Raw genomic sequence first — 22509 nt, forward strand, 5'->3', positions numbered from 1 at the left:
TGATGAAACCCCTGAGAGCACCAGCCGTCTGCCGAGCCTTCGATCATACAACGGATTTTCCCATTTCGTCAAAGTTCGAAGAACTTTTCACGCCGGCGCCAAGAGCCTTGTCTTCTTCTATATATATAGAAATGAGAAAGCCGCCCGGAGGCGGCTTTCTCAGATCGAAGCTACGCGAGCTTAGTAGTAACGCGAGTTGTTAGTACGGCGCATCGCTTCATACAGCGTGGGCATGCGCACTTCCTGCGAGCGCTGGCTCATACGGGCCAGCGCGTCGATCTTGGCGGCTTCAGCGGCAGGCACAGTGCCTTCGGATTGCTGGCGCCACACCGCGGCTTGCAGCTCCTGCATCACGCGCGGGTCGTTCTTGGCAGTTTCCAGGAAGCGAGCATCAGCGCGAGCTGCGGCACGGCGTTGCGAGGCTGCGCGCCAGAGGCCGGCGACGCCGCTCTTGCCGACCGAACCGGCAAACAGGGCGAACAATGCGATTGCAGCAACGCAGAGCACAGCCCAGACTGCGAGCAGCCCGCCTTCGCTCCAGTTGGAAACAAGCGCATCGGTCACCACCAGCACGGCTGCGGCGATGGCGACGATCAGCAACGCGATGAGCGGACGGGCGCCGTTGGCACCGGCGCGTGCGGCCTGGATCTGGCCGAAAAGAACTTCGGCGCGACGCACGCCGGGGTGGACGGTGGGTTGGTCAACGTGAACAAAGCTGGTCATGATGTCCTCCTGGGACGTTGGTAATCGGTGGTGGCGAACAAGGCCTATGCGCCAATATTAGGGCTTACCCTAGTACGATTCCACTTTATCTTTCTGATGTTTATCATTCACAAAACTGATGGACGTCAACTTTCGCACGCTCGACCTCAACCTGCTCCGCGTCTTCGACGAGGTAATGGCAGAGCGCAACCTCACGCGCGCTGCCCGTAATCTGTCGATCACGCAGCCTGCTGTGAGCAATGCGTTGCGGCGCCTGCGCGATGTACTGGGGGACGAACTGGTGCGCCGCTCCGGCGCCGGCGTCGAGCCCACGCCACGGGCCCTGGCTCTCTGGCCGACGGTGCGCGACGCGCTTCGCCAGCTTCAGCACACGCTGGCGCCCGGCGAATTCGATGCCGCCACGGCGGACACAACCTTCCTGCTGGCCATGGCCGACGCAACCGCGGCCGAGCTCATCCCGGGCCTCGTGCAGATCGCCGAGAAAGAAGCGCCCGCCATCTCGCTGCGCGTGCTGCCGCTGACCACGCGCGACCCGCGCCGCATGCTCGAGCTCGAAGAAGTCGACATGGCCGTCGGCTACTTTCCGGCCGTGATCGCCAGCCTCGCGGCGCGTGGCCAATCAGGCGTCGGGGTTGCGTTCGAGACCCAGCGGCTCTACCTGGGCCAATATGTATGCGTGATGCGCCGGGGCCATCCGCTGGCGGATGCGCCCCTCACGCTCGACGACTATTGCGCGGCGCGGCACCTTCTGGTGAGTTTTTCAGGGCGGCCTTACGGCTTCATCGACCAGACGCTGGGCGCCATGGGGCGCGAGCGGCGCATCGTGGTGACGGTGAACCAGTTCTTCACCGCAGGCCGCGTGGTGGCCAATTCAGACTTGCTGACCGTGCTGCCGCGTCACTTCGTGACAGTCACCGGCATCGACGACCAACTGGTACTGCGCGACCTGCCCTTCGACCAGCCGCCGGTGCATGTGGATGCCATCTGGCACCGGCGCGCCCAGCACGGGCATTCGCACGAGTGGCTGCGCACGGCGCTGTTGCGCTCGGCAGCCGCAGCTTTCGCCGGATCGGTCCTCGGGCAGAGGGTGCCCGACTGACCTGCCAGCCCGTCGACCGCTCAGCGGACGACGCTGAGCCAGGCCGAGGCGGCGGCGCGCAGTTCCTGCGCGTGGTGGGCTCCGCGACCGGCGCGAATGTCGGCGCTTTCCATCAGTGCTGCGGCGTGGCTGGCCGGGGCGTTGACGGTCGAGGAGCGAAAGAAACGTGCCACTTGGGCGATGAGGCTGAACATGGTGTTGCGCGGCTTGTGGCCGTGCTCTGAGTGGTTGATGTACCAAGAATAAGGGTTATCCCTAGGTTTTCAACCCTGACCTTATGCGCTTCATGCATGGGTCAATTCCCCTAGACTGGTTCGACGATGAAGTTGCAACTGTTGTCCGACCTTCACCTGGAATCCCATCCCCGCTTCCATGCCGAGCCTGTTCCGGGCGCCGACATGCTGATCCTGGCGGGCGACATCGGCTCCTACCAGCAAGGCTCCCGCCTGACCGACACCGACTTCGGCCTGGGCCGATTCTCTCCCCGCAACGGCTGGCCGACGCCCGTCATCTACGTGCCGGGCAACCACGAGTACGACAACGCCGACTTCGACGAAACCCACGAACGCCTGCGCACCTTGTGCGAAGAGCTCGACATCCTCTGGCTCGAGCGCGAAACCCGCGTCATCGACGGCATCCGCTTCGTCGGCACCACGCTCTGGGCCGACTTCGACGCACTGGCCACCCCTGCCGACAGCCTCGCCGACGCCCTCAAGAAACGGGGCAAGGCGATGCGCGCGGCCGATTTCTACCTTGAAAAAGCGGCCACCATGCGTAACGGCCAACTGTTCCTCGCCGCCCAGTTGCGGGAGCAGGCGCTCGCCTGCCAGACATGGATCGAACAGGCACTGGCCGAGCCTTTCGACGGCACCACGGTCGCCATCACGCATTTCGCACCCAGCCTCGACAGCGGCGATCCGCGCTACGGGCTGACTCCCGGCACCGCCGGTTTCTGCAATGCGCTCGACGAACTGCTCCCCCACACCAGGCTGTGGCTGCACGGCCACCTGCACTGCCCGTCCGATTACATGAAGAACGGCTGCCGCGTCGTGGCCAATCCGCTGGGCTACGCGCGCAACGGCGAGCAGGAAGGCTTCAAGCCCCACCTGCTGATCGACATCCACTGATGAAAAGGCGCGCGGCAGCCCGCGCGCGCTGTAACGGCCGGCAACGCACTGGCCGCACCCGCTGTGTAGACTGCCAGAGGACCACCCATCCACCCGGAGGAGAGCGCCATGACGCAACAGCAACAACAACGTCGGACTTTCCTTCAGCAGTCGGCCGGCCTCGCAGCCGCCACCGGCATGCTCTCCTTCTGGCCGAAGGCATCGGCCCAGGCGCCCGAGACGGGCGGCAAGGCGATGGGCCAGTCGTCGATGGCCGAGCTGTCGCGCCGGCTCGCAGCCGGCTCGGTCAGCAGCAGCCAGTTGGTGGAAGAGGCGCTCGCGGCCATCCAGAACCCCGCCGGCGAAGGCGCGCGCGCCTTCATCCGCGTACACGCCGATTCGGCCCGTGCCGCCGCAGCCCGGCTCGACGCCGACCGCAAGGCTGGCCGCCCCGCCGCCTCTCACATCTCAGGCATCCCCATATCGCTCAAGGACCTGTTCGACGAAGCCGGCGTCACCACGCTCGGCGGCTCGACCGTGCTGGCCGGCCAGCCGCCGGCAGCGCGCGACGCCATCGTGGTCGAGCGGCTGCGGCGTGCCGGCGCGATCATCATCGGGCGCACCAACACGGTCGAGTTCGCCTACACGGGCCTGGGCATCAACCCGCACTACGGCACGCCGAAGAATGTCTACGACCGTGCCGTCGGCCGTATCCCGGGCGGATCGACATCGGGTGGCGCGATCTCGGTGGCCGACGGCATGGCGGCCGGCGCCATCGGCACCGACACCGGCGGCTCGCTGCGCATTCCCTCGGCGCTCAACGGGCTCGTGGGCTTCAAGCCGACGCAGCGGCGCATTCCGCTCGACGGCGTGCTGCCGCTGTCGACCTCCTTCGATTCCGCCGGGCCGATCGCCTGGACGGTGGAAGACTGCGCCCTGCTCGACGCCGTGATGGCTGGCGAACTGCCTCGCCCGATCCGCGTGCCGCCGCTGCGCGGCCTGCGCTTCGCGGTGCCCAAAACCTTCTTCCAGGATGAGCTGTCGCCGGCAGTGGCCGCTGCGTTCGCGGCGGCGCTGTCGAAGCTTTCCGCCGCCGGGGCCACGGTCACCGAACTGCCGATGGCCGAGTTCGCGAAGGCGCCCGCCATCAACCCGCGCGGCACGATCACCGCCGCCGAGGCCTTCGCCTGGCACCGCGAATTCATCAAGACCGGCGCCGCCAAGTACGACCCACGCGTGCTGGCCCGCATCAGGACCGGCGAGACCATCACCGCGCCCGACTACCTCCAGCTGCAGGCGCTGCGCCGCCAGTTCATCCGCTCGATCAACACCGCGGCCGCCGGCTACGACGCGATGCTGATGCCGACCACGCCCGACACCGCGCCGACCATTGCCGAGGTGCTGAAGGACGACGAAACCTACTACCGCATCAACGGCCGCATGTTGCGCAACCCGTCGGTGGTGAACCTGTTCGACGGCTGCGCGCTTTCCGTGCCTTGCCACGAGGCGGGCAGCGCGCCGGTCGGGCTGATGATCGCCGGCATCGGCAACACGGACCACCGCTTGCTGGCGGTCGGCTGGGCCGTCGAGGCCGCGGTGACGCCGCGCCGAGTGCTCAGCAGCTGAGCAGCTGAGCCGGGCCTTCAGCGCGAGGCCAGGCCCTCGAAGCAGGTGGCGAGCACCAGCTCGACGATCTGCTCGTCGGTCTGCAGCCCGCCGGCCTTGAGGAAGCCCAGCACCGGATCGCAGGCCCGCGCGAACAGCGTGTAGAGCACGGCGAGGGCCGGCAGCTTCGGGTTCAGCGAACCGTCGGCCTGCGCGGCCTGGATCCAGCCGCCGAGCTGGTCGCTGATGGTTACCAGGCGGTCGAGGTAGGCGCGGTTGTTCATCAGCGCGGCGCGCAGGGTCGAGTTCTGGTGCGGCAGCGACGGCATCTCGCCGGCCAGCTGAACCTGCATCGACCAACGCACCACGGCGCGCAGCTTGGCGATCGGCTTGTCCTCCGGCGGCACCGAGGCCAGGAACTCCATGGTGCGCTGCATGATGCGCACCATGGCCGCGGCGGCAAGGTCTTCCTTGCTGGGAAAGTGCTTGTAGAGACTGGCCTTGGCGATGCCGACCGCGGCAGCCACCTCGTCGACCGTCATCGATTCGAACCCCTTTTCGGCCAGCAACCGGTTCGCGGTCTGCACGATGGCCTCCTCGCGGGCCTGGAGCATCTGTTCCTTGAATGAGGTCTTGGCGGGGGAAACGGCATTCATGCCGGAAATTCTAGTCTTGTGCGTCGCCAATCAGACGACATGCCCGCCGAAATACCAGCCAGTCTTTTACAGACTGAACAGTACGCTCAAGTGTTGCGCCCCTTGGAGACAAGCCGGATCCCCGGCATCAGCTCGGCCGCCAGCTCGGGCCGTTCCAGCGCGTAGTCGAGGTTCATCCGCGCGATTTCGACGTGCTCCTCACCCAGCGCCTGGGCACGAGAGCCCTGTCCGCGTTCGATGGCCTGCACCATCGCGTGGTGCGTGCGGTGCGCCTGGCGCATCCACTGCTGGCCCTCTTCCATCGACGACTGCATGGGCAGCATCGCGCTGGGCGCGGCGAAAGGCTGGCCGCCGAGCATGTCCATCACCCGCTTGAGCGCGAGGTTGCCGCAGCCTTCGAGGATCAGCTTGTGGAAGCGGTCGTTCATTTCGACGTAGGCCGCGTAGTCGTCCAGATCCATGCTGGGCTTATTGACCGCGCGGTCGCCGGCGTCCAGGCAATCCTTGAGGTCGCGCAGCAGCTGGCGCGGCGCGCCGTCCTCGGCCAGCAGGCGGGCGGCAAAGCCTTCGATCACGCCTCGCACGCGGATGGCGTCAGCCACTTCCTGGGAGGTGAAGCGGCGCATCTGGTAGCCGCCGGAAGGCGACTGCTCGATCAGCCCTTCGTGCTCCAGGCTGGCCAGCGCCAGCCGCACCGGCGTGCGCGATGCCTCGAGCTTCTCGGCCAGCGGGATCTCGGCCAGCCGCTCTCCGGGCACGAATTCGCCCTTGAGGATCATGTCGCGCAACTGCACGAGGACGCGGGATTGTTGGGAGTCCATCGGCGAATTCTAGGAGACGCGCCTGACACTGCACGCAGCATATTTGCGCTGGCTCGGTTGTTGCATGCACTTCATGTAAACAAGTGTCAAAAACCGACGTTACGCTCAGCGTTTACCCTGATTTTTGGCGTTTCATGCCCCATTCCGGGGCGAAACCGCAGATGTAAGTTTGACCGGAATCCGGGGTCACCAAGACAATGCATACAGTTGCATGCAATGCCTGCAGATCCCTTCCACAGCCCCCAAAGATGGAGCCCGCACGATGATCAGCGCCGAGCAGAACGATTTCATCACCCGCGTCGGACCCGACGCTCCCGCCGGCAAGCTGCTGCGCCGCTACTGGCAGCCGGTGGCACTGGCCGACGAGCTCGCCGGCCCGCGACCGGTGAAGCCGGTGAAGCTCATGGGGCAGGACTTCGTCCTGTTCCGTGACGAAAGCGGCCAGCTCGGCATGCTCGACCGCGACTGCCCGCACCGCGGCGCCGACCTCGCCTTCGGCCGGCTCGAGAACGGCGGCCTGCGCTGCGCCTTCCACGGCTGGCTGTTCGACGCCAAGGGCAACTGCCTCGAAACCCCCGCCGAGCCCGCCACCAGCAAGCTGTGCAGCCGCATCAAGCAGTCGGCCTATCCGGTGGTCGAGAAGGCCGGAACGATCTTCGCGTACATCGGCGAGGGCGAGCCCCCCGCGTTTCCCGACTTCGACTGCTTCGTCGCGCCCGACAGCCACACCTTCGCGTTCAAGGGCCTGTTCGAGTGCAACTGGCTGCAGGCGCTCGAAGTGGGCATCGACCCCGCGCACGCCTCGTACCTGCACCGCTTCTTCGAGGACGAAGACACCTCCGGCAGCTACGGCAAGCAATTCCGCGGGGCTTCGGCCGACTCCGACATGCCCATCACCAAGGTGCTGCGCGAGTACGACCGCCCCGACATCAGCGTCGAACCGACCGACTACGGCTTCCGCCTGAAGGCGCTGCGCAAGCTGAGCGAAGACACCACCCACGTGCGCGTGACCAACGTGGTGTTCCCGCAGGCCTTCGTGATTCCGATGAGCGCCGAGATGACCATCTCGCAATGGCACGTGCCCGTGGACGACACGCACTGCTACTGGTATGCCATCTTCACCAGCTTCACCGGCCCGGTCGACAAGCAGCAGATGCGAGACCAGCGCCTGAAGCTCTACGAGCTGCCCGACTACACCTCGCGCAAGAACAAGCGCAACAACTACGGCTACAGCATCGAAGAGCAGCTGACCGAGACCTACACCGGCATGGGCGACGACATCAACGTGCACGACCAGTGGGCGGTGGAGTCGCAGGGCGCCATCCAGGACCGCACGCGCGAGCACCTCGGCAGCACCGACAAGGGCATCGTCGCCTATCGCCGCCTGCTGGTGAAGGCCATCGAGGCCACGCTGGCCGGCGAAAGCGCGCCGATGCTCATCGACGCCGCACAGGCCGGCGCGATGACCGGCCCGCCCTCCATCGACGGCATCGGCCGCAACGTCAGCGACGAAGCCGCTACCGAGGCCTACTGGCAGGAGGCCGACCGGGCACGCCGGATGAAGTCCGACTGGGCCTCGGCACGGCTCGCCGCCTGAAGCCCGCGCCATGAGCAGCATCAGCAGCAACAAGTTCGTCGACCGCTTCGGTCTCTGGTCCGACGACCAGCATGCGCAGGCCAGGGAACTGGTGCGCCGCATCGACAGCGGCGAGGTCGATCTCGTGCGCTTCGCCTGGCCCGACCAGCACGGCATCCTGCGCGGCAAGACGCTGGTCGCCAGCGAGGCGCGCTCCGCCCTCTGGGAAGGCGTGAACCTCACCTCCACCCTGCTGGCCAAGGACACCTCGCACAAGACCGTGTTCCCGGTGTTCACACAGGGCGGCGGCTTCGCCATCGAGGGCCTGCAGGGCGGCGCCGACTTCACCATCGTGGCCGACCCCGCCACCTTCAAGGTGCTGCCGTGGTCGCCGCGCACCGGCTGGGTGATGTGCGACGCCTACATGGCCGACGGCAAGCCCTGCCCCTTCGCCACGCGGCAGATCCTGCAGCGCGCGGTGCGCCAGCTCGACGAGCTGGGGCTGGACTTCATCGCCGGCCTGGAAGTGGAGTTCCACGTCTTCAGGCTCGACGACGCGCGCATGGGCCTGGCCGACTCGGGCCAGCCCGGCGAACCGCCGCGCGTGTCGCTGCTGTCGCACGGCCACCAGTACCTGACCGAGCTGCGCTACGACCGCGTCGACACGCTGATGGAGCTGCTGCGCTCTCAGCTCATGGCACTCGGCCTGCCGCTGCGCTCGCTGGAAATCGAGTTCGGCCCGAGCCAGTTCGAGCTGACCTTCGGGCCCACCGCCGGCGTGATGCCGGCCGACACCATGGTGCTGCTGCGCAGCGCCATCAAGCAGATCTGCCAGCGCAACGGCCTGCACGCCACCTTCATGTGCCGCCCGAAGATCCCGAACGTGATGTCCAGCGGCTGGCACCTGCACCAGTCGCTGCGCCGCAAGAGCGACGGCGTGAATGCGTTCATACCCGAGACCGAGGGCCAGACGCTCAGCGAGATCGGCATGCACTACCTCGGCGGCCTCAAGGCGCACGCCTGCGGCGCGGCCGCGCTCGCGAGCCCCACCATCAACGGCTACCGGCGCTACCGCCCCTTCTCGCTCGCGCCCGACCGCGCGATCTGGGCAAGAGACAACCGCGGCGCGATGCTGCGTGTGCTCGGCGGCGTGGGGCAGAGTGCCTCGCGCATCGAGAACCGCGTGGGCGAGCCGACGGCCAATCCGTACCTCTACCTCGCGTCGCAGCTGTTCTCGGGACTGGACGGCATCCGCCACAAGACCGACCCCGGGCCCTCGGCCGACGCGCCGTACGAAACCCCGGCGGAGCAGCTGCCGCGCTCGCTCGGCGACGCCCTCGCCTGCCTGCGCCGCGACGAGATGCTCAACGCGCAGATGGGCAAGACCTTCGTCGACTACCTCTGCCACATCAAGGAAGCGGAAATCGCCCGCTTCAACCTCGAAGTCAGCGAGTGGGAACACCGCGAGTACTTCGACATGTTCTGAACGAGCCCCAAGAACAACAATGCCCACGATCCACTACATCCTCAAGGACGGCACCACCCGCGACGTCGACGCCAAGGTCGGCGCCAGCGTGATGGAAACCGCCATTCGCGCCAACGTGCGCGGCATCGATGCCGAGTGCGGCGGCTGCTGCTCCTGCGCCACCTGCCACGTCTACGTGGACGACGCCTTCATCGACCTGCTGCCGCCGCCCGACGACATGGAAAGCGCGCTGCTCGACGCCGTTGCGTCCGAGCGCAGGCCCGGCTCGCGCCTGAGTTGCCAGCTCGGCATCACCGCGGCCTTCGATGGCCTCACGGTGCGCGTGCCCGATACGCAGGTCTGACAGCCAGCTCGGGCATCATCGCCCGCTTTGCACATCCGGTTACACGACAGCGGCGCCCCGAGGGGGGCGCATCCATTCCACCTGAAAGGCGTTTTCAAATGACGGCAATGACGATGACCAAGAGAACCATCCTCTCGACCCTGCTGCTGGCGAGCTTCGGCGTGCTGGGCACGACCGCCGCGCAGGCGGCCGACGAGCCCCTGCGCATCGGCCTGATCGCGACCTACTCCGGCCCCTATGCCGACTACGGCCGCCAGTTCGACGCCGGCATCGCGCTCTACCTGAAGGAGCACGGCGGCAAGGTGGGCGGCCGAACGGTCGAGATCATCAAGAAGGACACCGCCGGCCCGGCGCCCGACGCCGCCAAGCGCATCGCGCAGGAACTGATCGTGCGCGACAAGGTGAGCGTGCTCACCGGCCTGGACTTCAGCCCCAACGCCTACGCCGTGGGCGCCATCGCCACGCAGGCCAAGATCCCGACCATCGTGATGAACGCCGCCTCCTCGGCCATCACCACCAGCTCGCCCTACGTGGCGCGCCTGTCGTTCACCGTGCAGCAGGTCACCGACCCGATGGCGCGCTACATGCTCAAGGAAGGCATCAAGGACGCCTACACCGTGGTCGCCGACTACGCATCGGGCGTCGACGCCGAGACCGCCTTCAAGAAGACCTTCACCGCCGGCGGCGGCAAGGTGTCGGGCGAAGTGCGCACGCCGATGAACAACCCCGACTTCTCGGCCTACGTGCAGCGCATCAAGGACGCCAAGCCCCAGGCCGTGTTCTTCTTCTTCCCCTCGGGCGTGATGCCGCCGGCCTTCCTGAAGGTCTGGAAGGAACGCGGCATGGAGCAGGCCGGCATCAAGCTCTACGCCACCGGCGAAGCCACCGACGACAGCTACCTCGACGCCACCGGCGACGTGGCGCTGGGCCTGGTCACCAGCCACCACTACTCGTTCGCGCACCCCTCGCCCAAGAACCAGAAGTTCGTGCGCGACTTCGCCGCCGACAACGGCGCCAAGCTGCGCCCCAGCTACTTCGCCGTGACCGCCTACGATGCCATGGCCGCCATCGACCTCGCGCTGGCCAAGACCAAGGGCGACACCGGCGGCGACAAGTTCATGGAGGCGCTGAAGGGCCTGAGCTTCGAGAGCCCGCGCGGCCCGATCGAGATCGACCCGGCCACGCGCGACATCGTGCAGACCGTCTACATCCGCAAGACCGAGCGCGTGAACGGCCAGCTGGTGAACGTCGAGTTCGACAAGTTCGACCGCGTGAAGGACCCGGCGAAGGAAGCCGCGGCCAAGTAAACGCAAAGAACAGAAGCCAGCATTCAGCCAGCGAGCGGGAAATTCATGGGCATCGTGATCTTCGACGGAGTGGCCTACGGCATGCTCCTGTTCCTCATCGGCGTGGGCCTGTCCATCACGATGGGACTCATGAATTTCGTCAACCTCGCGCACGGCAGCTTCGCGATGGTCGGCGGCTACGTGGCCGCCGTGCTGATGAACCACTTCGGGCTCGGCTTCGGCCTCTCGCTGGCGGCGGCCTTCGTGGCGGCGGCGCTGGTGGGCGCGGTGCTGGAGTTCGTGTTCTACCGCCGGCTGTACCGCGCGCATCCGCTCGACCAGGTGCTGCTGTCGATCGGCGTGGTGTTCGTGTCGATCGCCGCCTTCACCTATTTCTTCGGCCCGACGATGCAGCCCTTCACGCTGCCCGCGGCGCTCGACGGGCAGGTGTCGCTGCTGGGCCTGGAGGTGGGCCGCTACCGGCTGTTCCTGATCGCCTGCGGCGCGGCGGTGCTCGTCGCCCTGCTGCTGGGCCTGGGCAGGACCCGCTACGGCGCGATGGTGCGCGCGGCGGTGGACAACCAGCGCGTGGCCGGCGGCACCGGCATCCACGTGCAGCGCCTGTTCTTCCTGACCTTCTCGCTGGGCTGCGGCCTCGCCGGCCTGGGCGGCGCGCTGAGCCTGGGCATGCTGGGGCTGGAGCCTTCGTTCCCGCTCAAGTACCTCGTGTACTTCCTGATGGTGGTGTGCGTGGGCGGCGCCGGCACCGTCACCGGGCCGTTCATCGCGGCGCTGCTGGTCGGCATCGTCGACGTGGCGGGCAAGTACTACCTGCCCGAAGCCGGCGCCTTTCTCATCTACGTCTTCATGATCGTCATGCTGCTGGTGCGCCCGAACGGCATCGTCGCCAAGAAGGGGCTCGCATGAAAGCCCTGACCGTCTCTCCCGCGCAGCTGCGCGCCGCGGAAGCCGTCTTCTGGATCGCGCTCGCGTCGAGCTTCTTCCTGCTGCCCGACAAGCTCACGCTGATGAGCCAGATCATGATCTTCGGCCTGTTCGCGGTGTCGCTCGACATGGCGCTGGGCTACGCGGGCATCCTCACCGTCGGCCATGCCGCGTTCTTCGGCGCTGGCGCCTACGCGGCCGGGCTGCTCGCCAAGTACGGCTGGAGCGAGCCCTTCACCGGCCTCGCGTTCGCGCTGGTCGTCAGCGGCCTGCTGGGCTATGCACTAAGCTACCTGGTGGTGCGCGGCGCCGACCTCACGCGGCTGATGATCACCATCGGCGTGTGCGTGCTGCTGTTCGAGGTGGCCAACCGGCTCTCGGGCATCACCGGCGGCACCGACGGGCTGCAGGGCGTGGTCATCGCGCCGGTGCTCGGCATGTTCGACTTCGACCTCTACGGCAAGACCGCCTTCTGCTACGCCTTCGGCGTGGTGTTCGCGATGTTCCTGCTGGTGCGGCTGGTGCTGCGCTCGCCTTTCGGGCTGGCGCTGCGTGGCATCCACGACAGCCGCAAGCGCATGCTGGCCATCGGCTCGCCGGTGGAAGCGCGGCTGCGAATGGCCTACGCCTTCTCGGCCGCGGTGGCCGGCGTGGCGGGCGCGCTGCTGGCGCAGACCACGCAGTTCGTCGGCATCGAGTCGATCGGCTTCAACCGCTCGGCCGAGGTGCTCATCATCCTGGTGCTGGGCGGCACCGGCCGGCTGTACGGCGGCATGATCGGCGCCATCGTCTACATGCTGGTGCACGACTGGTTCGCGGACATGAATCCGCAGTACTGGATGTTCTGGCTCGGCATCTTCCTGATCGCGGCGGTCATGCTGGGACGCGGCGGCATCATGGGCGCGCTGTCGCGCTTCGTCCGCACGGAGAAGGCGCGATGAGCCCGGCAACCAAGACGCACACCCTGCGCACCCAGGGCCTGGGCATCCGCTTCGGCGAATTCCAGGCGGTGAGCGACGTGAATCTCTCGCTCGAGCCCGGCGCGCGCCAAGCGCTGATCGGCCCCAACGGCGCGGGCAAGACCACGCTCATCAACCTGCTCACCGGCGTGTTCAAGCCCACGAGCGGATCGATCCACATGGGCGACCACGACCTCACCCGCCTGTCCGCCGACAAGCGCGCGCGCATGGGCCTGTCGCGCACTTTCCAGATCAACACGCTGTTCCCCAGCCTCACGCCGCTGCTGTCGGTGGTGCTGGCGATCAGCGAGCGCGAGGGGTTGGGCGCCACCTGGTGGCGGCCGCTGAAGGGCTGCACCAGGGTGTTCGACGAGGCGCACTCGCTGCTGGGCATATTCAGGCTCGACAGCCTGGCCGACGTGCCGGTGTCCGAGCTGGCCTACGGCAAGCAGCGCCTGCTCGAGATCGCGCTGGCGCTGGCCGCCAAGCCTCGCATCCTGCTGCTCGACGAGCCCGCGGCCGGCGTGCCGCAGGACGAGAGCGGCGAGCTGTTCGAGGTCATCGCGGCGCTGCCGCAGGACATCAGCGTGCTGTTCATCGAGCACGACATGAAGCTCGTCTTCCGCTTCTCGCGCCGCATCTCGGTGCTCGTCGGCGGACGCATCCTCACCGAGGGAACGCCCTCGGAAATCAGCGCCGACCCGCGCGTTCGCGAGGTCTACCTGGGAAGTTCGCACCACCATGCCTGAAGCACTCGCCTTCGACCGCGTCACCGCCGGCTACGGCAATGCGGTCGTGCTCGACCGACTCGACTTTTCCCTGCAGCAGGGCGAGAGCCTCGCCATCCTCGGGCGCAACGGCGTGGGCAAGACCACGCTGCTCGAAACGCTGATGGGCAACACCCGCGTGATGCAGGGCGCGATCCGCTGGCAGGGCGCGGACATCACGCGCTGGCCATCGCACCAGCGCGTGCGCGCCGGGCTGGGCTGGGTGCCGCAGGAGCGCGAGGTGTTTCCGTCGCTCACCGTGGAAGAAAACCTCACGGTGATCTCGCGGCTCGGCGGATGGAACCTGAAGCGCGTCTACGACTTCTTCCCGCGCCTGCGCGAGCGGCGCGGCAACTACGGCAACCAGCTCTCGGGCGGCGAGCAGCAGATGCTCGCCATCGGCCGCGCGCTGATGACCAACCCCAGGCTGCTGCTGCTCGACGAGCCGATGGAAGGCCTCGCGCCGATCATCGTGGAAGAGCTGGCGGCCGCCATCCGCCGGCTGTGCGAATCGGAAGGGCTGGCCTCGATCGTGGTCGAGCAGCACCCGGTGCTGGCGCTGGAGATGACGCACAAGGCCATCGTGCTGGAGCGCGGCACCGTGGTGCACGCGGGGCCGAGCAGCGAACTGGCGTCGGACCAGGAGCTGCTCGAGGGTTTGCTGGGCGTCGGGGTCTAGCTCAGCATCTGGCCGCGGCTGCCGATCACCGCCACGTCCACGAACTGGCCGCCTTCGCGGTTGGTGCGGCCGTAGTTGATCTTCACCCCGCCCAGGTCGAAGCTCTCGATGCTGGCCAGCCCCGACATCACCGACGCGCGCGTCAGCGAGCCACCGGCGCGGCGCATGCCCTCGGCCAGCACGGCGGCATTGATGTAGCCCTCCAGGCTGGTGAGCGAGAACTCCTTGATGCCGCTGGCCACCATGTCGGCCTGGTAGCGGCGCACGATCTCGAACCGGGTCGAATACGGCGAAGGCACCACGATCACGAAGCCCAGGCCCTTGGCCAGGTCGCCCATGGCCGACAACGCACTGGCCGTGATCGAAAGGCCGTAGGCCGAGCTGCTGTTGCCCGCCTCGCGCAGCGCCTTCAGGAACACCGGCGCGGTACCGGCCAGCCCGACCACCACCACCTGCGGCCTGGCCTTGGCGATGGCTTCGGCGGCGGGCCCTACTTCCATGCTGGTGGTGTTGGGCGTGGTCGCGATCACCGCCGGCTCCAGCTTGGCCTTGGCCAGCGCTGCCTTGAAGGCCGCCAGCACCGACTGCCCCAGCGGATCGTTCGAATGCACGAGGCCGATGCGGCTCTGGCCCAGCACTGCGGCGGTGCTCACGAGCTTGTCGACTTCCTGGTCGTAGTTGGCACGCACCCAGAAGGTGTTGGGCGAGTTCTTCTTGCGCAGCGCGATGGTGCCGGTGATGGGGCCCACCACGGCCATGCCGGGCACCGCGTCCATCACCTCGGCGGTCTGGCGCGTGCCCAGCGGGTGCACCAGCGCGAGCACGGAGCTGTCTTTCTCGAAGGCCAGCGCATTGGCCTTGGCCACTTCGGGCTTGAAGGTGTCGTCGGCCATCACGAGCTCGACCTTGGTGCCGTTGATGCCGCCCGCCTTGTTCAGCGCCGCGAAGAAGGCGCTCGAACCCTGGTAGAGCCCCTGGCCGTTGGCCTTCTCGACGCTGCTGTTGTCGAAGGTGGTCCCGACGCGAACCGCCTTGTTCTGCGCCAGGGCCGGGAACCCCAGGCCTGCTGCGGCGGCGGTTGCTGCCAGTCCGGTCAGCGCACGCCGACGGCTGGTGGAAAGCGGCGCAATCGACTCGCGCGGCACTGGAACGGTCATGGTCGAAGTCTCCGGATGGGGATGTTTTGGTGACAAAAACTCACATTCTTTCAAGGAATGTAACGCACCTTCCCTCAATCCGGAATGACACGACGGCGGCTTCGCTAGAGCAATTCCTCGCCCACGATGGGCAGCAGCAGCCAGTTCTTGAAGCGCAGCCAGAGGAACTCGCCGGGCTCGTCCTCGTGCACGATGTCGCCGCCGGCGTCGTCGTATTCCAGCCACTGCACGCGGCGGCCGTCCGGCCCGAGGCGCAGGCGGTAGCCGAGGTTGACGCGCTCGCCGCCCATGAGCCTGTCGTAGTCCTTCACCAGCTCGGGACTGTCGATGACCAGCCCCATCTCGGTGTTGACCGCCGCCGAGCGGTGGTCGAGGTTCATCGAGCCGACGAAGAAGCGCTCGTCGTCCACCACCGCGAGCTTGGCGTGCAGCCGGCTGATCGATTTGCCGAAATCGCCGAAGCGCCCCGAGCGCCCGGTCAGCGTGGGTGCGATCTCGTAGATGGTGACGCCGATCTTGAGCATGTCGGCGCGGTAGCGCTCGTAGCCCGCGTAGGCCAGCGGCTCGTCGGTGGCGCCCAGCGAGTTGGTGACCACCGTGATGCGCCCGCCACGCTGAATGGCCGCCTTCATCATCGCCATGCCGCGCGCGCCCGGAATGAAATACGGCGAGCCGATCTTCACCTCGCGCTTGGCCGAATTGATGACGCCCAGCGCGCCCTCGGTCACGCTGCCTTCGTAGGCTGCGTCGGGCTTGCGCGTGATTTTCTCGGGGTCGTCCACGAACAGCGTCGACGGCGCCCAGTAGCGCTCCACGTTGCCGGCAATGAGCTGCTGCCCCACCGGCGACTTGTCGAGCACGTCGCGCTGGTGCATGGCCACGTCGGGCACCGCCGTGCGCGCGATGGCGTCGAACCGCTTCTGCGCCTCTTCCACCGGCATGCGCAGCGGCGCGATCTGCTCGATGGGTCGCACGTGCTCGCTGTTCCAGTAGCGGTCGAAGCCGGCGGACATCTGGCGCACCACCGGGCCGCTGGACAGCACGTCCATGTCGATGAAGTTGGCGGCTGTGCTGCGCATGAAGTACTCGTTGGCGATGTTGCGGCCGCCCGACACCGCGAAGCTGTTGTCGGCCACCAGCAGCTTGTTGTGCATGCGGTGGTTGATGCGGCCGAAGTCGGTCAGCGAGAACAGCAGCCGCGTCGCCAGCGAATCGGCGCGCGAGGGCAGCGGGTTGAACAGCCGCACCTCGATGTTCGGGAACGCCGACAGCGTGCTGAACACCTCGTCCTCTCCCGCCGTGTAGAGGTCGTCCACCAGCAGGCGCACGCGCACGCCGCGCGCGGCGGCCTCGCGCAGCTCCTTGAGGAACAGCAGGCCGACGTCGTCCTTCTGGATCAGGTAGTACTGCACGTCGAGCGACTTCTCGGCGTGCCGCGCGAGCGAGATGCGCGCGTCGAACGCGAAGGCCGCCTCCGGCAGCAGCCGGAAGCCCGACAGCGACGTGGATCCGCCCGGCGTGCCCCGGGCCGCGAGCTGCGCCAGTTCGGTCTGCGCCACGTCCGCGGCCGTGAAGGCGGTGGCCACGGGCATCGGCTTGCCCGGCGGCAGGCTCACGCAGCCGGCAAGCCAGAGGGAGGCCGCGCCCAGTGCCAGGGCGGCAAGTCGGCGGAGGTTGGCAGCACGCATGGGCCGAACTGTAGCTCGCGGCGGCCTGGCGTGTTCAGCGCCCTATGATCGACCCGCACAAAAGGGAAAAGAAGCGTGCTCAACGGCTTGTGGCTGGGTTTCTTCGGGGTGGCGGCGCTGGCCGCGCTGGGGCGCTGGCTCGTCGGCGGCGACCCGACGGTGTTCGCGGCGCTGGTCGAAAGCCTGTTTGCGATGGCGCGGCTCGCGGTCGAGGTGATGGTGCTGCTTTTCGGCACGCTCACGCTGTGGCTGGGCTTCCTGCGCATCGCCGAGGCGGCGGGGTTGGTGGGCTGGCTGGCGCGGCTTTTGGGGCCGCTTTTCCGGCGCCTGATGCCGGGCGTGCCGGCCGGGCACCCGGCGCTCGGCCTCATCACCATGAACTTCGCCGCCAACGCACTCGGGCTGGACAACGCCGCCACGCCCATCGGCCTGAAGGCCATGCGCGAACTGCAGCGGCTCAACCCCGACCCGGTGACGGCCACCAACGCGCAGATCCTGTTCCTGGTGCTGAACGCCTCGTCGCTCACGCTGCTGCCCGTGACCATCTTCATGTACCGCACGCAGCAGGGCGCGAGCGACCCCACGCTGGTGTTCCTGCCGATATTGCTGGCCACCAGCGCCTCGACGCTGGTCGGGCTGCTGTCGGTGGCGGTGGTGCAGCGCCTGCGGCTGTGGGACCCGGTGGTGCTGGCCTACCTGTTGCCCGGCGCGCTGCTGCTGGGCGGCTTCATGGCGCTGCTGGGCACGCTGTCGGCGGCGGCCATCGCGTCGCTGTCGTCGCTGCTTGGCAACCTCACGCTGTTCGGCGTGATCGTGTTGTTCCTGCTGGCCGGGGCCATCCGGCGCATCAAGGTGTACGAGTGCTTCATCGAAGGCGCGAAGGAAGGCTTCGACATTGCGAAGAACCTGCTGCCGTACCTGGTCGCGATGCTGTGCGCAATCGGCGTGCTGCGTGCCTCGGGCGCGCTCGACTTCGCGCTGAACGGCCTGCGCTGGCTGGTGACGGCGGGCGGCTTCGACGCGCGCTTCGTCGACGCCATGCCCACGGCGCTGGTCAAGCCTTTCTCGGGCAGCGCGGCGCGCGCGATGCTGATCGAGACCATGAAGAGCCAGGGCGTCGACAGCTTCCCGGCGCTGGTGGCCGCCACCATCCAGGGCAGCACCGAGACCACTTTCTACGTGCTGGCGGTGTACTTCGGTGCGGTCGGCATCCAGCGCACGCGGCATGCGGTGTCTTGTGCGTTGCTTGCCGAGCTGGCCGGGGTGATTGCTGCTGTCGCCGTCTGCTATTGGTTCTTTGGGTAGGCTTGGCGCCGATTCAGGGCGCGCTCACGCCGACGGGGTACCTTGCTCCGCGAATGTCCCCCGCCCTTCGGGCTCCTCCTTTATTTCGCTGCGCAAGGCACCCCATCGGCGTGATCGTTGTACAGAGCGGTCGTTGATCGGCCGAACACCAGCAGCGTGCCCTGTGCACAGGACACCGGGTGCTCCCCGCAGCGAAATAAAGGAGGAGGCCGCAGGCCGGGGGACATTCGCGGAGGGGAGTACCCGGTGGCCTGTGCACTCGCCCTGAAAAAACTACCGCCGCGGCTCCACCACAGGAAACATGGGCTCGAAGGTATCGAGCATCGACATCAGCTCGGCCAGCTTGGCCCGGTCGCCTTCGATCTTCACCTTCCCGGTCAACACGGCAGCCGGAAAGCTCGTCTCCTTCAGCGTCACCGCATCGAGCGTGGCCCGGCTCAATGTCACCGTCGCATCCGCGCCCGGCTGCTGCCCCGCGATGTGCGTCAACGCGGAGTTTTCCAGCGTCAACACGAACTGCTGGTTCGAATCGGTGAAGTTCCAGTTGATGACCAGCTTCTTGCCCTCCGCCTTGGCCGCGTCGAGCCGCACGCCCAGGAAATCGAAGAACAGGTCGTTGCTCACCGCCTTGAGCGTGTCAGCGTTCGCGCTGCTGCCGATCGAAATCTTCGGCACGCCATTGCGCAGCTCCATCGCGCCCACCAGGTAGGCGCTGCGCCAGGTGCCGGCCTCCGACTGATAGCCCAGCTGCTCCAGCGCGTCGGCGCCCAGTTCGCGGGCCGCGCGGTTCGACGGCTCCGCGTACACCACCTGGTTCATCGCGCTGGCCACCCAGCGGAACTCGCCCTTGCGGAAATCGTCGCGCGCACGCGCGATCACCGCGTCGGCACCGCCCATGTACTCGATCGTCTTCTTCGCATACGCCACCGGCGGCAGCGGATCCAGGTTGGCGGGGTTGGCGTCGTACCAGCCCAGGTACTTCTGGTAGACCGCCTTGGCGTTGTGGCGCAGCGTGCCGTAGTAGCCGCGCGCCGACCACTCCTGCGACAGGCTCGCGGGCATGCGCAGCGTCTCGGCGATGTCGGCCGCGGTGTAGCCCTGGTTCAGCAGGCGCAGCGACTGGTCGTTGATGAACTTGTACATGTCGCGCTGCTTCTTCAGCAGGTCGACGATGCGGTCCTGCCCGAAGGTGGGCCAATGGTGCTGCGCGATCAGCACGTCGGCCTTGCCGCCGAAGGCCACGCGCGCCTCGTCGATGTACTTCGACCACAGGTTGCCGTCGCGCACCTCGGCGCCGCGGATCGTGTACAGGTTGTGCATGTTGTGCGTCACGTCTTCCGCCATGTTGAGCACGCGGAACTGCGGCAGGTACATGAGCATTTCCGAAGGCGCCTCGGAGCCCGGCACCAGGTGGAACACGAACTGCACGCCGTCGATGGTGCGCGCCTCGGTCGGCTTGTCGATGCTGGCCGTGGGCGCGATCAGCGTGACCGTGCCGCGCGCCAGCGCCTTGCCCAGCCCCGTGTCGACCTGCCCGCGAACGCCCGGCGGCAGCAGCGAGCCGAACTGGTACTGCGAGCGCCGGCTCATCGCGTTGCCCGCGAGGATGTTCTCGGCCACCGCGGTTTCCATGAAGCCGGCGGGCGCCAGCACCTGCACCTTGCCGGCGGCCACGTCGGCCTCGGTGGTCACGCCCTTCACGCCGCCGAAGTGGTCGGCATGGCCGTGCGAATAGATCACCGTGCCGACCGGCTTCCTCGGCCGGTGCTGGTAGTACAGGTCGAGCGCGGCGCGCGCGGTCTCGGCGGTGAGCAGCGGGTCGATGACGATCAGCGAGCTGTCGCCTTCGACGATGGTCATGTTCGCCAGGTCGAAGCCGCGCACCTGGTAGACCCGGTCCGTCACCTGGAACAGCCCGTGCATGGCGTTCAGCTGTGCCTGCCGCCACAGGCTGGGGTTGACGGTGTCTGCGGGCACGTCGGCCTTGAGGAAGTCGTAGGGCTTCATGCTCCACGCCGGGCGCGGGCCGGCGCCGGGCACCAGCGCGTCGGGCACGGTGGCGATGAAGCCGCGCATGGCGTCTTCGAAGTCGCGGCGATCGGCGAAGGGCAGCGTCTTCGCCATGTCGGCGTTGGCCTGCAGCGTGGAAGGCTCGGGCGGCTTGGGGGCCGTCTGCGCGGAAACCGGCGGGGCACCCAGCATGCAGGCCAGCGCGACGAACCCGGCTGTACGGGAGAGGGAGGAAATCATGGCGCGATTCTCCGAACCGCTGAAAGCATTGGCAAATGCAAAATACGAAGTCTGATTTTCAGAAATTTGCAAAATGCAGCTGCGCCAGCTCCAGCATCTCGTCGCCCTCGCGGACCAGGGCAGCTTCGGCCGTGCGGCCCAGGCCGTGCACCTGTCGCAGCCCGCGCTTTCGCGCAGCATCGACACCCTCGAAGAAGGCCTGCAGGCCCGCCTGATCGACCGCGCCTACGGCACCGTGCGCTTCACCCAGGCCGGCGAGCTGGTGCTGGCCCGCGCCCGCGAGCTGCTGGCCGATGCCGCGCAGATCGAGCGCGACGTGCTGCAGCTCGAAGGCCTGGCCATCGGCAGCCTCGCGGTGGGCCTCGGGCCGTTCGCGGCCGGCACGCTGGGGCGCATGGCCCTGTCGCTCATGGCCCAGCGCCATCCGCAACTGCTGATGCGCATGGAAGTGGCCGACACGGCCAGCCTGTGCGAGCGCCTGCATCGCCGACAGCTCGACCTGTTCATCGCCGACACGCGCGACCTGAACAAGCAGCCCGGCCTGAAGCTGGCGCGGCTGCCCGACGTGCCGGTGTCCTTCTTCGTGCGGCCGAAGCACCCGCTGCTCAGACTGAAGCAGGTCACGCTCGAGAGCCTCATGGACTATCCCGTGGCCGGCCCGCAGTTGCCGGCCGAGGTGGCGGCGCAGTTCGACCGGCAGGCCAGGCACGGCAAAAGCGTCAAGGGCGGCGACCGCAGCCTGTTCAACGTGAGTTGCGACGACGCGGGCACGCTGCGGCACCTGGCGCTCACGGCCAACGCTGCCATCCTTGCGCCGCTGGCGCCCGCGCCGGGGCACGAAACCGGCGCGCTGGTGCCGCTGCCGGTGGCCGGCCTCACGGGCATGCAAACGCATTACAGCCTCGTGACGCTCGCAGGGCGTACCCTCTCGCCTGCGGCCACCGCCTATTCCCGGTTGGTGACCGAGTTGATGAGCCCCGCCAAGCAGCCCCCGGGTCGCTGAGCCAAAATGGCCTTCTGCCCTCCAAGCCCTCGCAGCCTTTTTCAGTGACCACTCTCCGCCGGGCCCAGCCGCCCTCCTTTTCTCCCGACGAGTTTCGTGAAGCGCTCGGCATGTTCGCCACCGGCGTCACCATCGTCACCGCCCGGGCGGCCGACGGCACGCTGGTCGGCCTCACGGCCAACTCCTTCAATTCCGTCTCGCTCGCGCCGCCGCTGGTGCTGTGGAGCCTGGCGCGCGCGGCCGGATCGATGCCCGCGCTCAGCGCCGGTTCGCACTACACCGTCAACATCCTGGCGGCCAGCCAGAAGGCGCTGGCCGAACGCTTCGCCACCAAGAACATCGACCGCTGGGCCGACGTGGCCTTCACCGAAGGCCTGGGCGGTGCGCCCGTGCTGGCCGGCGCCGCCGCGAGCTTCGAGTGCTTCAACCGCAGCCGCTACGACGAAGGCGACCATGTGATCTTCGTCGGCGAAGTGGAGCGCTGCACGCACGACATCGGCGCCTCGCCGCTGCTGTTCCACGGCGGGCGCTTCTACACGGAACACCCCTTGTGACCCTGCGCCCTGCGCTGATGGCCGTCCTGCTGCTCGCAGCGCAGGCCGGCATGGCGCAGGAAGCGGGCGGGCCGCTCAAGCAGAACTGGTTCGACGACCCGTTCTTCCAGGTGTCGGCGGGCCTGCCGGCCTGCCCAATGCCCGAGGGGCCGTTCTATACCGCCGAAGAACGCCGCGTGCAAACCCATTCGCGGCTGGAACGCGGCACCAGCTGCTGGCTGGCCGGCAAGTGCACCGACAGCAACGCCTACCGCTACGACAAGCCGCTGGCGCCCAAGGTGCGCGCCGCGCTGCGGGCGGTGCCCGGCGTGGACAAGGGCAGCGTGTGGGTGATGATCCAGCGGCGCTGGGTGTACCTGCAGGGCTGCGTGCCCAACGCCGCGCTGGCAAAAAGACTGGAGCGCACCGCCCGCGCCCTGCCCGACGTCGAGGCCGTGGTGCCCGACCTGATGGTGGGCACGCGCGGCAAGCCGCCCTACCCGCTGGCCGCGCAGTGACAGG

At 67.7% G+C, this 22509-nt stretch carries 22 protein-coding genes; 15 read left to right on the forward strand and 7 right to left on the reverse strand.

All coding sequences use genetic code 11. From position 1 onward, the window contains the following. Window positions 1-180: 180 nt before the first annotated feature. Window positions 181-723 carry a hypothetical protein gene (locus QRN67_RS31695; RefSeq protein WP_285414994.1) on the reverse strand — a complete coding sequence of 181 codons (543 nt, stop codon included), beginning with the start codon at window positions 721-723 and terminating at the stop codon, window positions 181-183. A 118-nt stretch (window positions 724-841) separates the two neighbouring features. Between QRN67_RS31695 and QRN67_RS31700 the strand changes: the two genes are divergently transcribed. Beyond that, window positions 842-1822: a LysR family transcriptional regulator gene (locus QRN67_RS31700; RefSeq protein ID WP_081267392.1), complete on the forward strand. Its 981-nt coding sequence runs from the start codon at window positions 842-844 to the stop codon at window positions 1820-1822. 20 nt (window positions 1823-1842) lie between these two features. On the opposite strand, the gene QRN67_RS31705 is transcribed toward QRN67_RS31700, so the two are convergent. Next, on the reverse strand, window positions 1843-2016 hold the full coding sequence (locus QRN67_RS31705) for a hypothetical protein (protein WP_172839818.1): 174 nt from the start codon (window positions 2014-2016) through the stop codon (window positions 1843-1845). Window positions 2017-2142: 126 nt separating this feature from the next. Between QRN67_RS31705 and QRN67_RS31710 the strand changes: the two genes are divergently transcribed. Together QRN67_RS31710 and QRN67_RS31715 are read left to right on the forward strand one after the other, a co-directional pair. Then, complete coding sequence (locus QRN67_RS31710) at window positions 2143-2949, forward strand: metallophosphoesterase (RefSeq protein ID WP_285414995.1); 807 nt, start codon at window positions 2143-2145, stop codon at window positions 2947-2949. A gap of 108 nt (window positions 2950-3057) precedes the next feature. Beyond that, a complete protein-coding gene (locus tag QRN67_RS31715) occupies window positions 3058-4554 on the forward strand; it encodes an amidase (RefSeq protein WP_285414996.1) in 1497 nt (498 codons plus the stop codon). 17 nt (window positions 4555-4571) lie between these two features. Here QRN67_RS31715 and QRN67_RS31720 read toward each other — a convergent pair whose 3' ends face one another. Together QRN67_RS31720 and QRN67_RS31725 are read right to left on the reverse strand one after the other, a co-directional pair. Beyond that, entirely contained in the window at window positions 4572-5189 is a 618-nt protein-coding gene (locus QRN67_RS31720) for a TetR/AcrR family transcriptional regulator (RefSeq protein ID WP_081267389.1), read from the reverse strand. A gap of 86 nt (window positions 5190-5275) precedes the next feature. Next, the gene (locus QRN67_RS31725) at window positions 5276-6010 is read right to left on the reverse strand and encodes a GntR family transcriptional regulator (protein WP_081267388.1); all 735 of its coding nucleotides are present in this window, start codon (window positions 6008-6010) and stop codon (window positions 5276-5278) included. Window positions 6011-6272: 262 nt separating this feature from the next. Between QRN67_RS31725 and QRN67_RS31730 the strand changes: the two genes are divergently transcribed. From QRN67_RS31730 to QRN67_RS31765, 8 genes are all read left to right on the forward strand, one after another. Then, complete coding sequence (locus QRN67_RS31730; RefSeq protein WP_285414997.1) at window positions 6273-7607, forward strand: aromatic ring-hydroxylating dioxygenase subunit alpha; 1335 nt, start codon at window positions 6273-6275, stop codon at window positions 7605-7607. A gap of 10 nt (window positions 7608-7617) precedes the next feature. After that, window positions 7618-9072 (forward strand): glutamine synthetase family protein, encoded by a 1455-nt coding sequence (locus QRN67_RS31735; protein ID WP_285414998.1) that lies wholly within the window; start codon window positions 7618-7620, stop codon window positions 9070-9072. A gap of 19 nt (window positions 9073-9091) precedes the next feature. Beyond that, window positions 9092-9415 carry a 2Fe-2S iron-sulfur cluster-binding protein gene (locus QRN67_RS31740; protein ID WP_081267385.1) on the forward strand — a complete coding sequence of 108 codons (324 nt, stop codon included), beginning with the start codon at window positions 9092-9094 and terminating at the stop codon, window positions 9413-9415. Between the two features lie 107 nt (window positions 9416-9522). Further along, the gene (locus tag QRN67_RS31745; RefSeq protein WP_081267384.1) at window positions 9523-10722 is read left to right on the forward strand and encodes an ABC transporter substrate-binding protein; all 1200 of its coding nucleotides are present in this window, start codon (window positions 9523-9525) and stop codon (window positions 10720-10722) included. Window positions 10723-10767: 45 nt separating this feature from the next. After that, window positions 10768-11628, forward strand: a complete 861-nt coding sequence (locus QRN67_RS31750) for a branched-chain amino acid ABC transporter permease (RefSeq protein ID WP_285414999.1) — start codon at window positions 10768-10770, stop codon at window positions 11626-11628. Further along, window positions 11625-12587 carry a branched-chain amino acid ABC transporter permease gene (locus tag QRN67_RS31755; protein ID WP_285415000.1) on the forward strand — a complete coding sequence of 321 codons (963 nt, stop codon included), beginning with the start codon at window positions 11625-11627 and terminating at the stop codon, window positions 12585-12587. The genes QRN67_RS31750 and QRN67_RS31755 overlap by 4 nt, the downstream gene beginning before the upstream one ends. Continuing rightward, window positions 12584-13354, forward strand: a complete 771-nt coding sequence (locus QRN67_RS31760) for an ABC transporter ATP-binding protein (RefSeq protein WP_285415001.1) — start codon at window positions 12584-12586, stop codon at window positions 13352-13354. The genes QRN67_RS31755 and QRN67_RS31760 overlap by 4 nt, the downstream gene beginning before the upstream one ends. Beyond that, entirely contained in the window at window positions 13347-14051 is a 705-nt protein-coding gene (locus tag QRN67_RS31765) for an ABC transporter ATP-binding protein (protein ID WP_285415002.1), read from the forward strand. The genes QRN67_RS31760 and QRN67_RS31765 overlap by 8 nt, the downstream gene beginning before the upstream one ends. On the opposite strand, the gene QRN67_RS31770 is transcribed toward QRN67_RS31765, so the two are convergent. Further along, on the reverse strand, window positions 14048-15208 hold the full coding sequence (locus QRN67_RS31770) for an ABC transporter substrate-binding protein (protein ID WP_106936180.1): 1161 nt from the start codon (window positions 15206-15208) through the stop codon (window positions 14048-14050). The genes QRN67_RS31765 and QRN67_RS31770 overlap by 4 nt on opposite strands. 104 nt (window positions 15209-15312) lie before the next feature. After that, complete coding sequence (locus tag QRN67_RS31775) at window positions 15313-16896, reverse strand: phospholipase D family protein (RefSeq protein WP_285415003.1); 1584 nt, start codon at window positions 16894-16896, stop codon at window positions 15313-15315. Between the two features lie 75 nt (window positions 16897-16971). On the opposite strand from QRN67_RS31775, the gene QRN67_RS31780 reads away from it, so the two are divergent. Next, window positions 16972-18201, forward strand: coding sequence for a spore maturation protein (locus QRN67_RS31780; RefSeq protein WP_285415004.1), 1230 nt, complete (start codon window positions 16972-16974; stop codon window positions 18199-18201). 273 nt (window positions 18202-18474) lie between these two features. Here QRN67_RS31780 and QRN67_RS31785 read toward each other — a convergent pair whose 3' ends face one another. After that, a complete protein-coding gene (locus QRN67_RS31785) occupies window positions 18475-20451 on the reverse strand; it encodes an alkyl/aryl-sulfatase (protein WP_285415005.1) in 1977 nt (658 codons plus the stop codon). A gap of 73 nt (window positions 20452-20524) precedes the next feature. Here QRN67_RS31785 and QRN67_RS31790 point away from each other — a divergent pair, with 73 nt between their 5' ends. Genes QRN67_RS31790 through QRN67_RS31800 form a run of 3 tightly spaced genes read left to right on the forward strand, consistent with a single transcriptional unit; the run spans window position 20525 to window position 22505 of the window. Next, on the forward strand, window positions 20525-21454 hold the full coding sequence (locus QRN67_RS31790; RefSeq protein ID WP_285415006.1) for a LysR family transcriptional regulator: 930 nt from the start codon (window positions 20525-20527) through the stop codon (window positions 21452-21454). A gap of 44 nt (window positions 21455-21498) precedes the next feature. After that, window positions 21499-22008: a flavin reductase family protein gene (locus QRN67_RS31795; RefSeq protein ID WP_081267374.1), complete on the forward strand. Its 510-nt coding sequence runs from the start codon at window positions 21499-21501 to the stop codon at window positions 22006-22008. Beyond that, on the forward strand, window positions 22005-22505 hold the full coding sequence (locus QRN67_RS31800) for a BON domain-containing protein (protein WP_285415007.1): 501 nt from the start codon (window positions 22005-22007) through the stop codon (window positions 22503-22505). Before QRN67_RS31795 ends, QRN67_RS31800 begins: the two co-directional genes overlap by 4 nt. Window positions 22506-22509: the final 4 nt, after the last annotated feature.

It is taken from the genome of Variovorax sp. efr-133-TYG-130, assembly GCF_030208835.1.
Lineage (GTDB): Bacteria > Pseudomonadota > Gammaproteobacteria > Burkholderiales > Burkholderiaceae_C > Variovorax.

Excerpts from the sequence above, each read along its gene's own strand:
- QRN67_RS31695 (WP_285414994.1), bottom strand. The coding sequence starts at position 723 with ATGACCAGCTTTGTTCACGTTGACCAACCCACCGTCCACCCCGGCGTG.
- QRN67_RS31700 (WP_081267392.1), top strand. The coding sequence starts at position 842 with ATGGACGTCAACTTTCGCACGCTCGACCTCAACCTGCTCCGCGTCTTC.
- QRN67_RS31705 (WP_172839818.1), bottom strand. The coding sequence starts at position 2,016 with ATGTTCAGCCTCATCGCCCAAGTGGCACGTTTCTTTCGCTCCTCGACC.
- QRN67_RS31710 (WP_285414995.1), top strand. The coding sequence starts at position 2,143 with ATGAAGTTGCAACTGTTGTCCGACCTTCACCTGGAATCCCATCCCCGC.
- QRN67_RS31715 (WP_285414996.1), top strand. The coding sequence starts at position 3,058 with ATGACGCAACAGCAACAACAACGTCGGACTTTCCTTCAGCAGTCGGCC.
- QRN67_RS31720 (WP_081267389.1), bottom strand. The coding sequence starts at position 5,189 with ATGAATGCCGTTTCCCCCGCCAAGACCTCATTCAAGGAACAGATGCTC.
- QRN67_RS31725 (WP_081267388.1), bottom strand. The coding sequence starts at position 6,010 with ATGGACTCCCAACAATCCCGCGTCCTCGTGCAGTTGCGCGACATGATC.
- QRN67_RS31730 (WP_285414997.1), top strand. The coding sequence starts at position 6,273 with ATGATCAGCGCCGAGCAGAACGATTTCATCACCCGCGTCGGACCCGAC.
- QRN67_RS31735 (WP_285414998.1), top strand. The coding sequence starts at position 7,618 with ATGAGCAGCATCAGCAGCAACAAGTTCGTCGACCGCTTCGGTCTCTGG.
- QRN67_RS31740 (WP_081267385.1), top strand. The coding sequence starts at position 9,092 with ATGCCCACGATCCACTACATCCTCAAGGACGGCACCACCCGCGACGTC.
- QRN67_RS31745 (WP_081267384.1), top strand. The coding sequence starts at position 9,523 with ATGACGATGACCAAGAGAACCATCCTCTCGACCCTGCTGCTGGCGAGC.
- QRN67_RS31750 (WP_285414999.1), top strand. The coding sequence starts at position 10,768 with ATGGGCATCGTGATCTTCGACGGAGTGGCCTACGGCATGCTCCTGTTC.
- QRN67_RS31755 (WP_285415000.1), top strand. The coding sequence starts at position 11,625 with ATGAAAGCCCTGACCGTCTCTCCCGCGCAGCTGCGCGCCGCGGAAGCC.
- QRN67_RS31760 (WP_285415001.1), top strand. The coding sequence starts at position 12,584 with ATGAGCCCGGCAACCAAGACGCACACCCTGCGCACCCAGGGCCTGGGC.
- QRN67_RS31765 (WP_285415002.1), top strand. The coding sequence starts at position 13,347 with ATGCCTGAAGCACTCGCCTTCGACCGCGTCACCGCCGGCTACGGCAAT.
- QRN67_RS31770 (WP_106936180.1), bottom strand. The coding sequence starts at position 15,208 with ATGACCGTTCCAGTGCCGCGCGAGTCGATTGCGCCGCTTTCCACCAGC.
- QRN67_RS31775 (WP_285415003.1), bottom strand. The coding sequence starts at position 16,896 with ATGCGTGCTGCCAACCTCCGCCGACTTGCCGCCCTGGCACTGGGCGCG.
- QRN67_RS31785 (WP_285415005.1), bottom strand. The coding sequence starts at position 20,451 with ATGATTTCCTCCCTCTCCCGTACAGCCGGGTTCGTCGCGCTGGCCTGC.
- QRN67_RS31790 (WP_285415006.1), top strand. The coding sequence starts at position 20,525 with ATGCAGCTGCGCCAGCTCCAGCATCTCGTCGCCCTCGCGGACCAGGGC.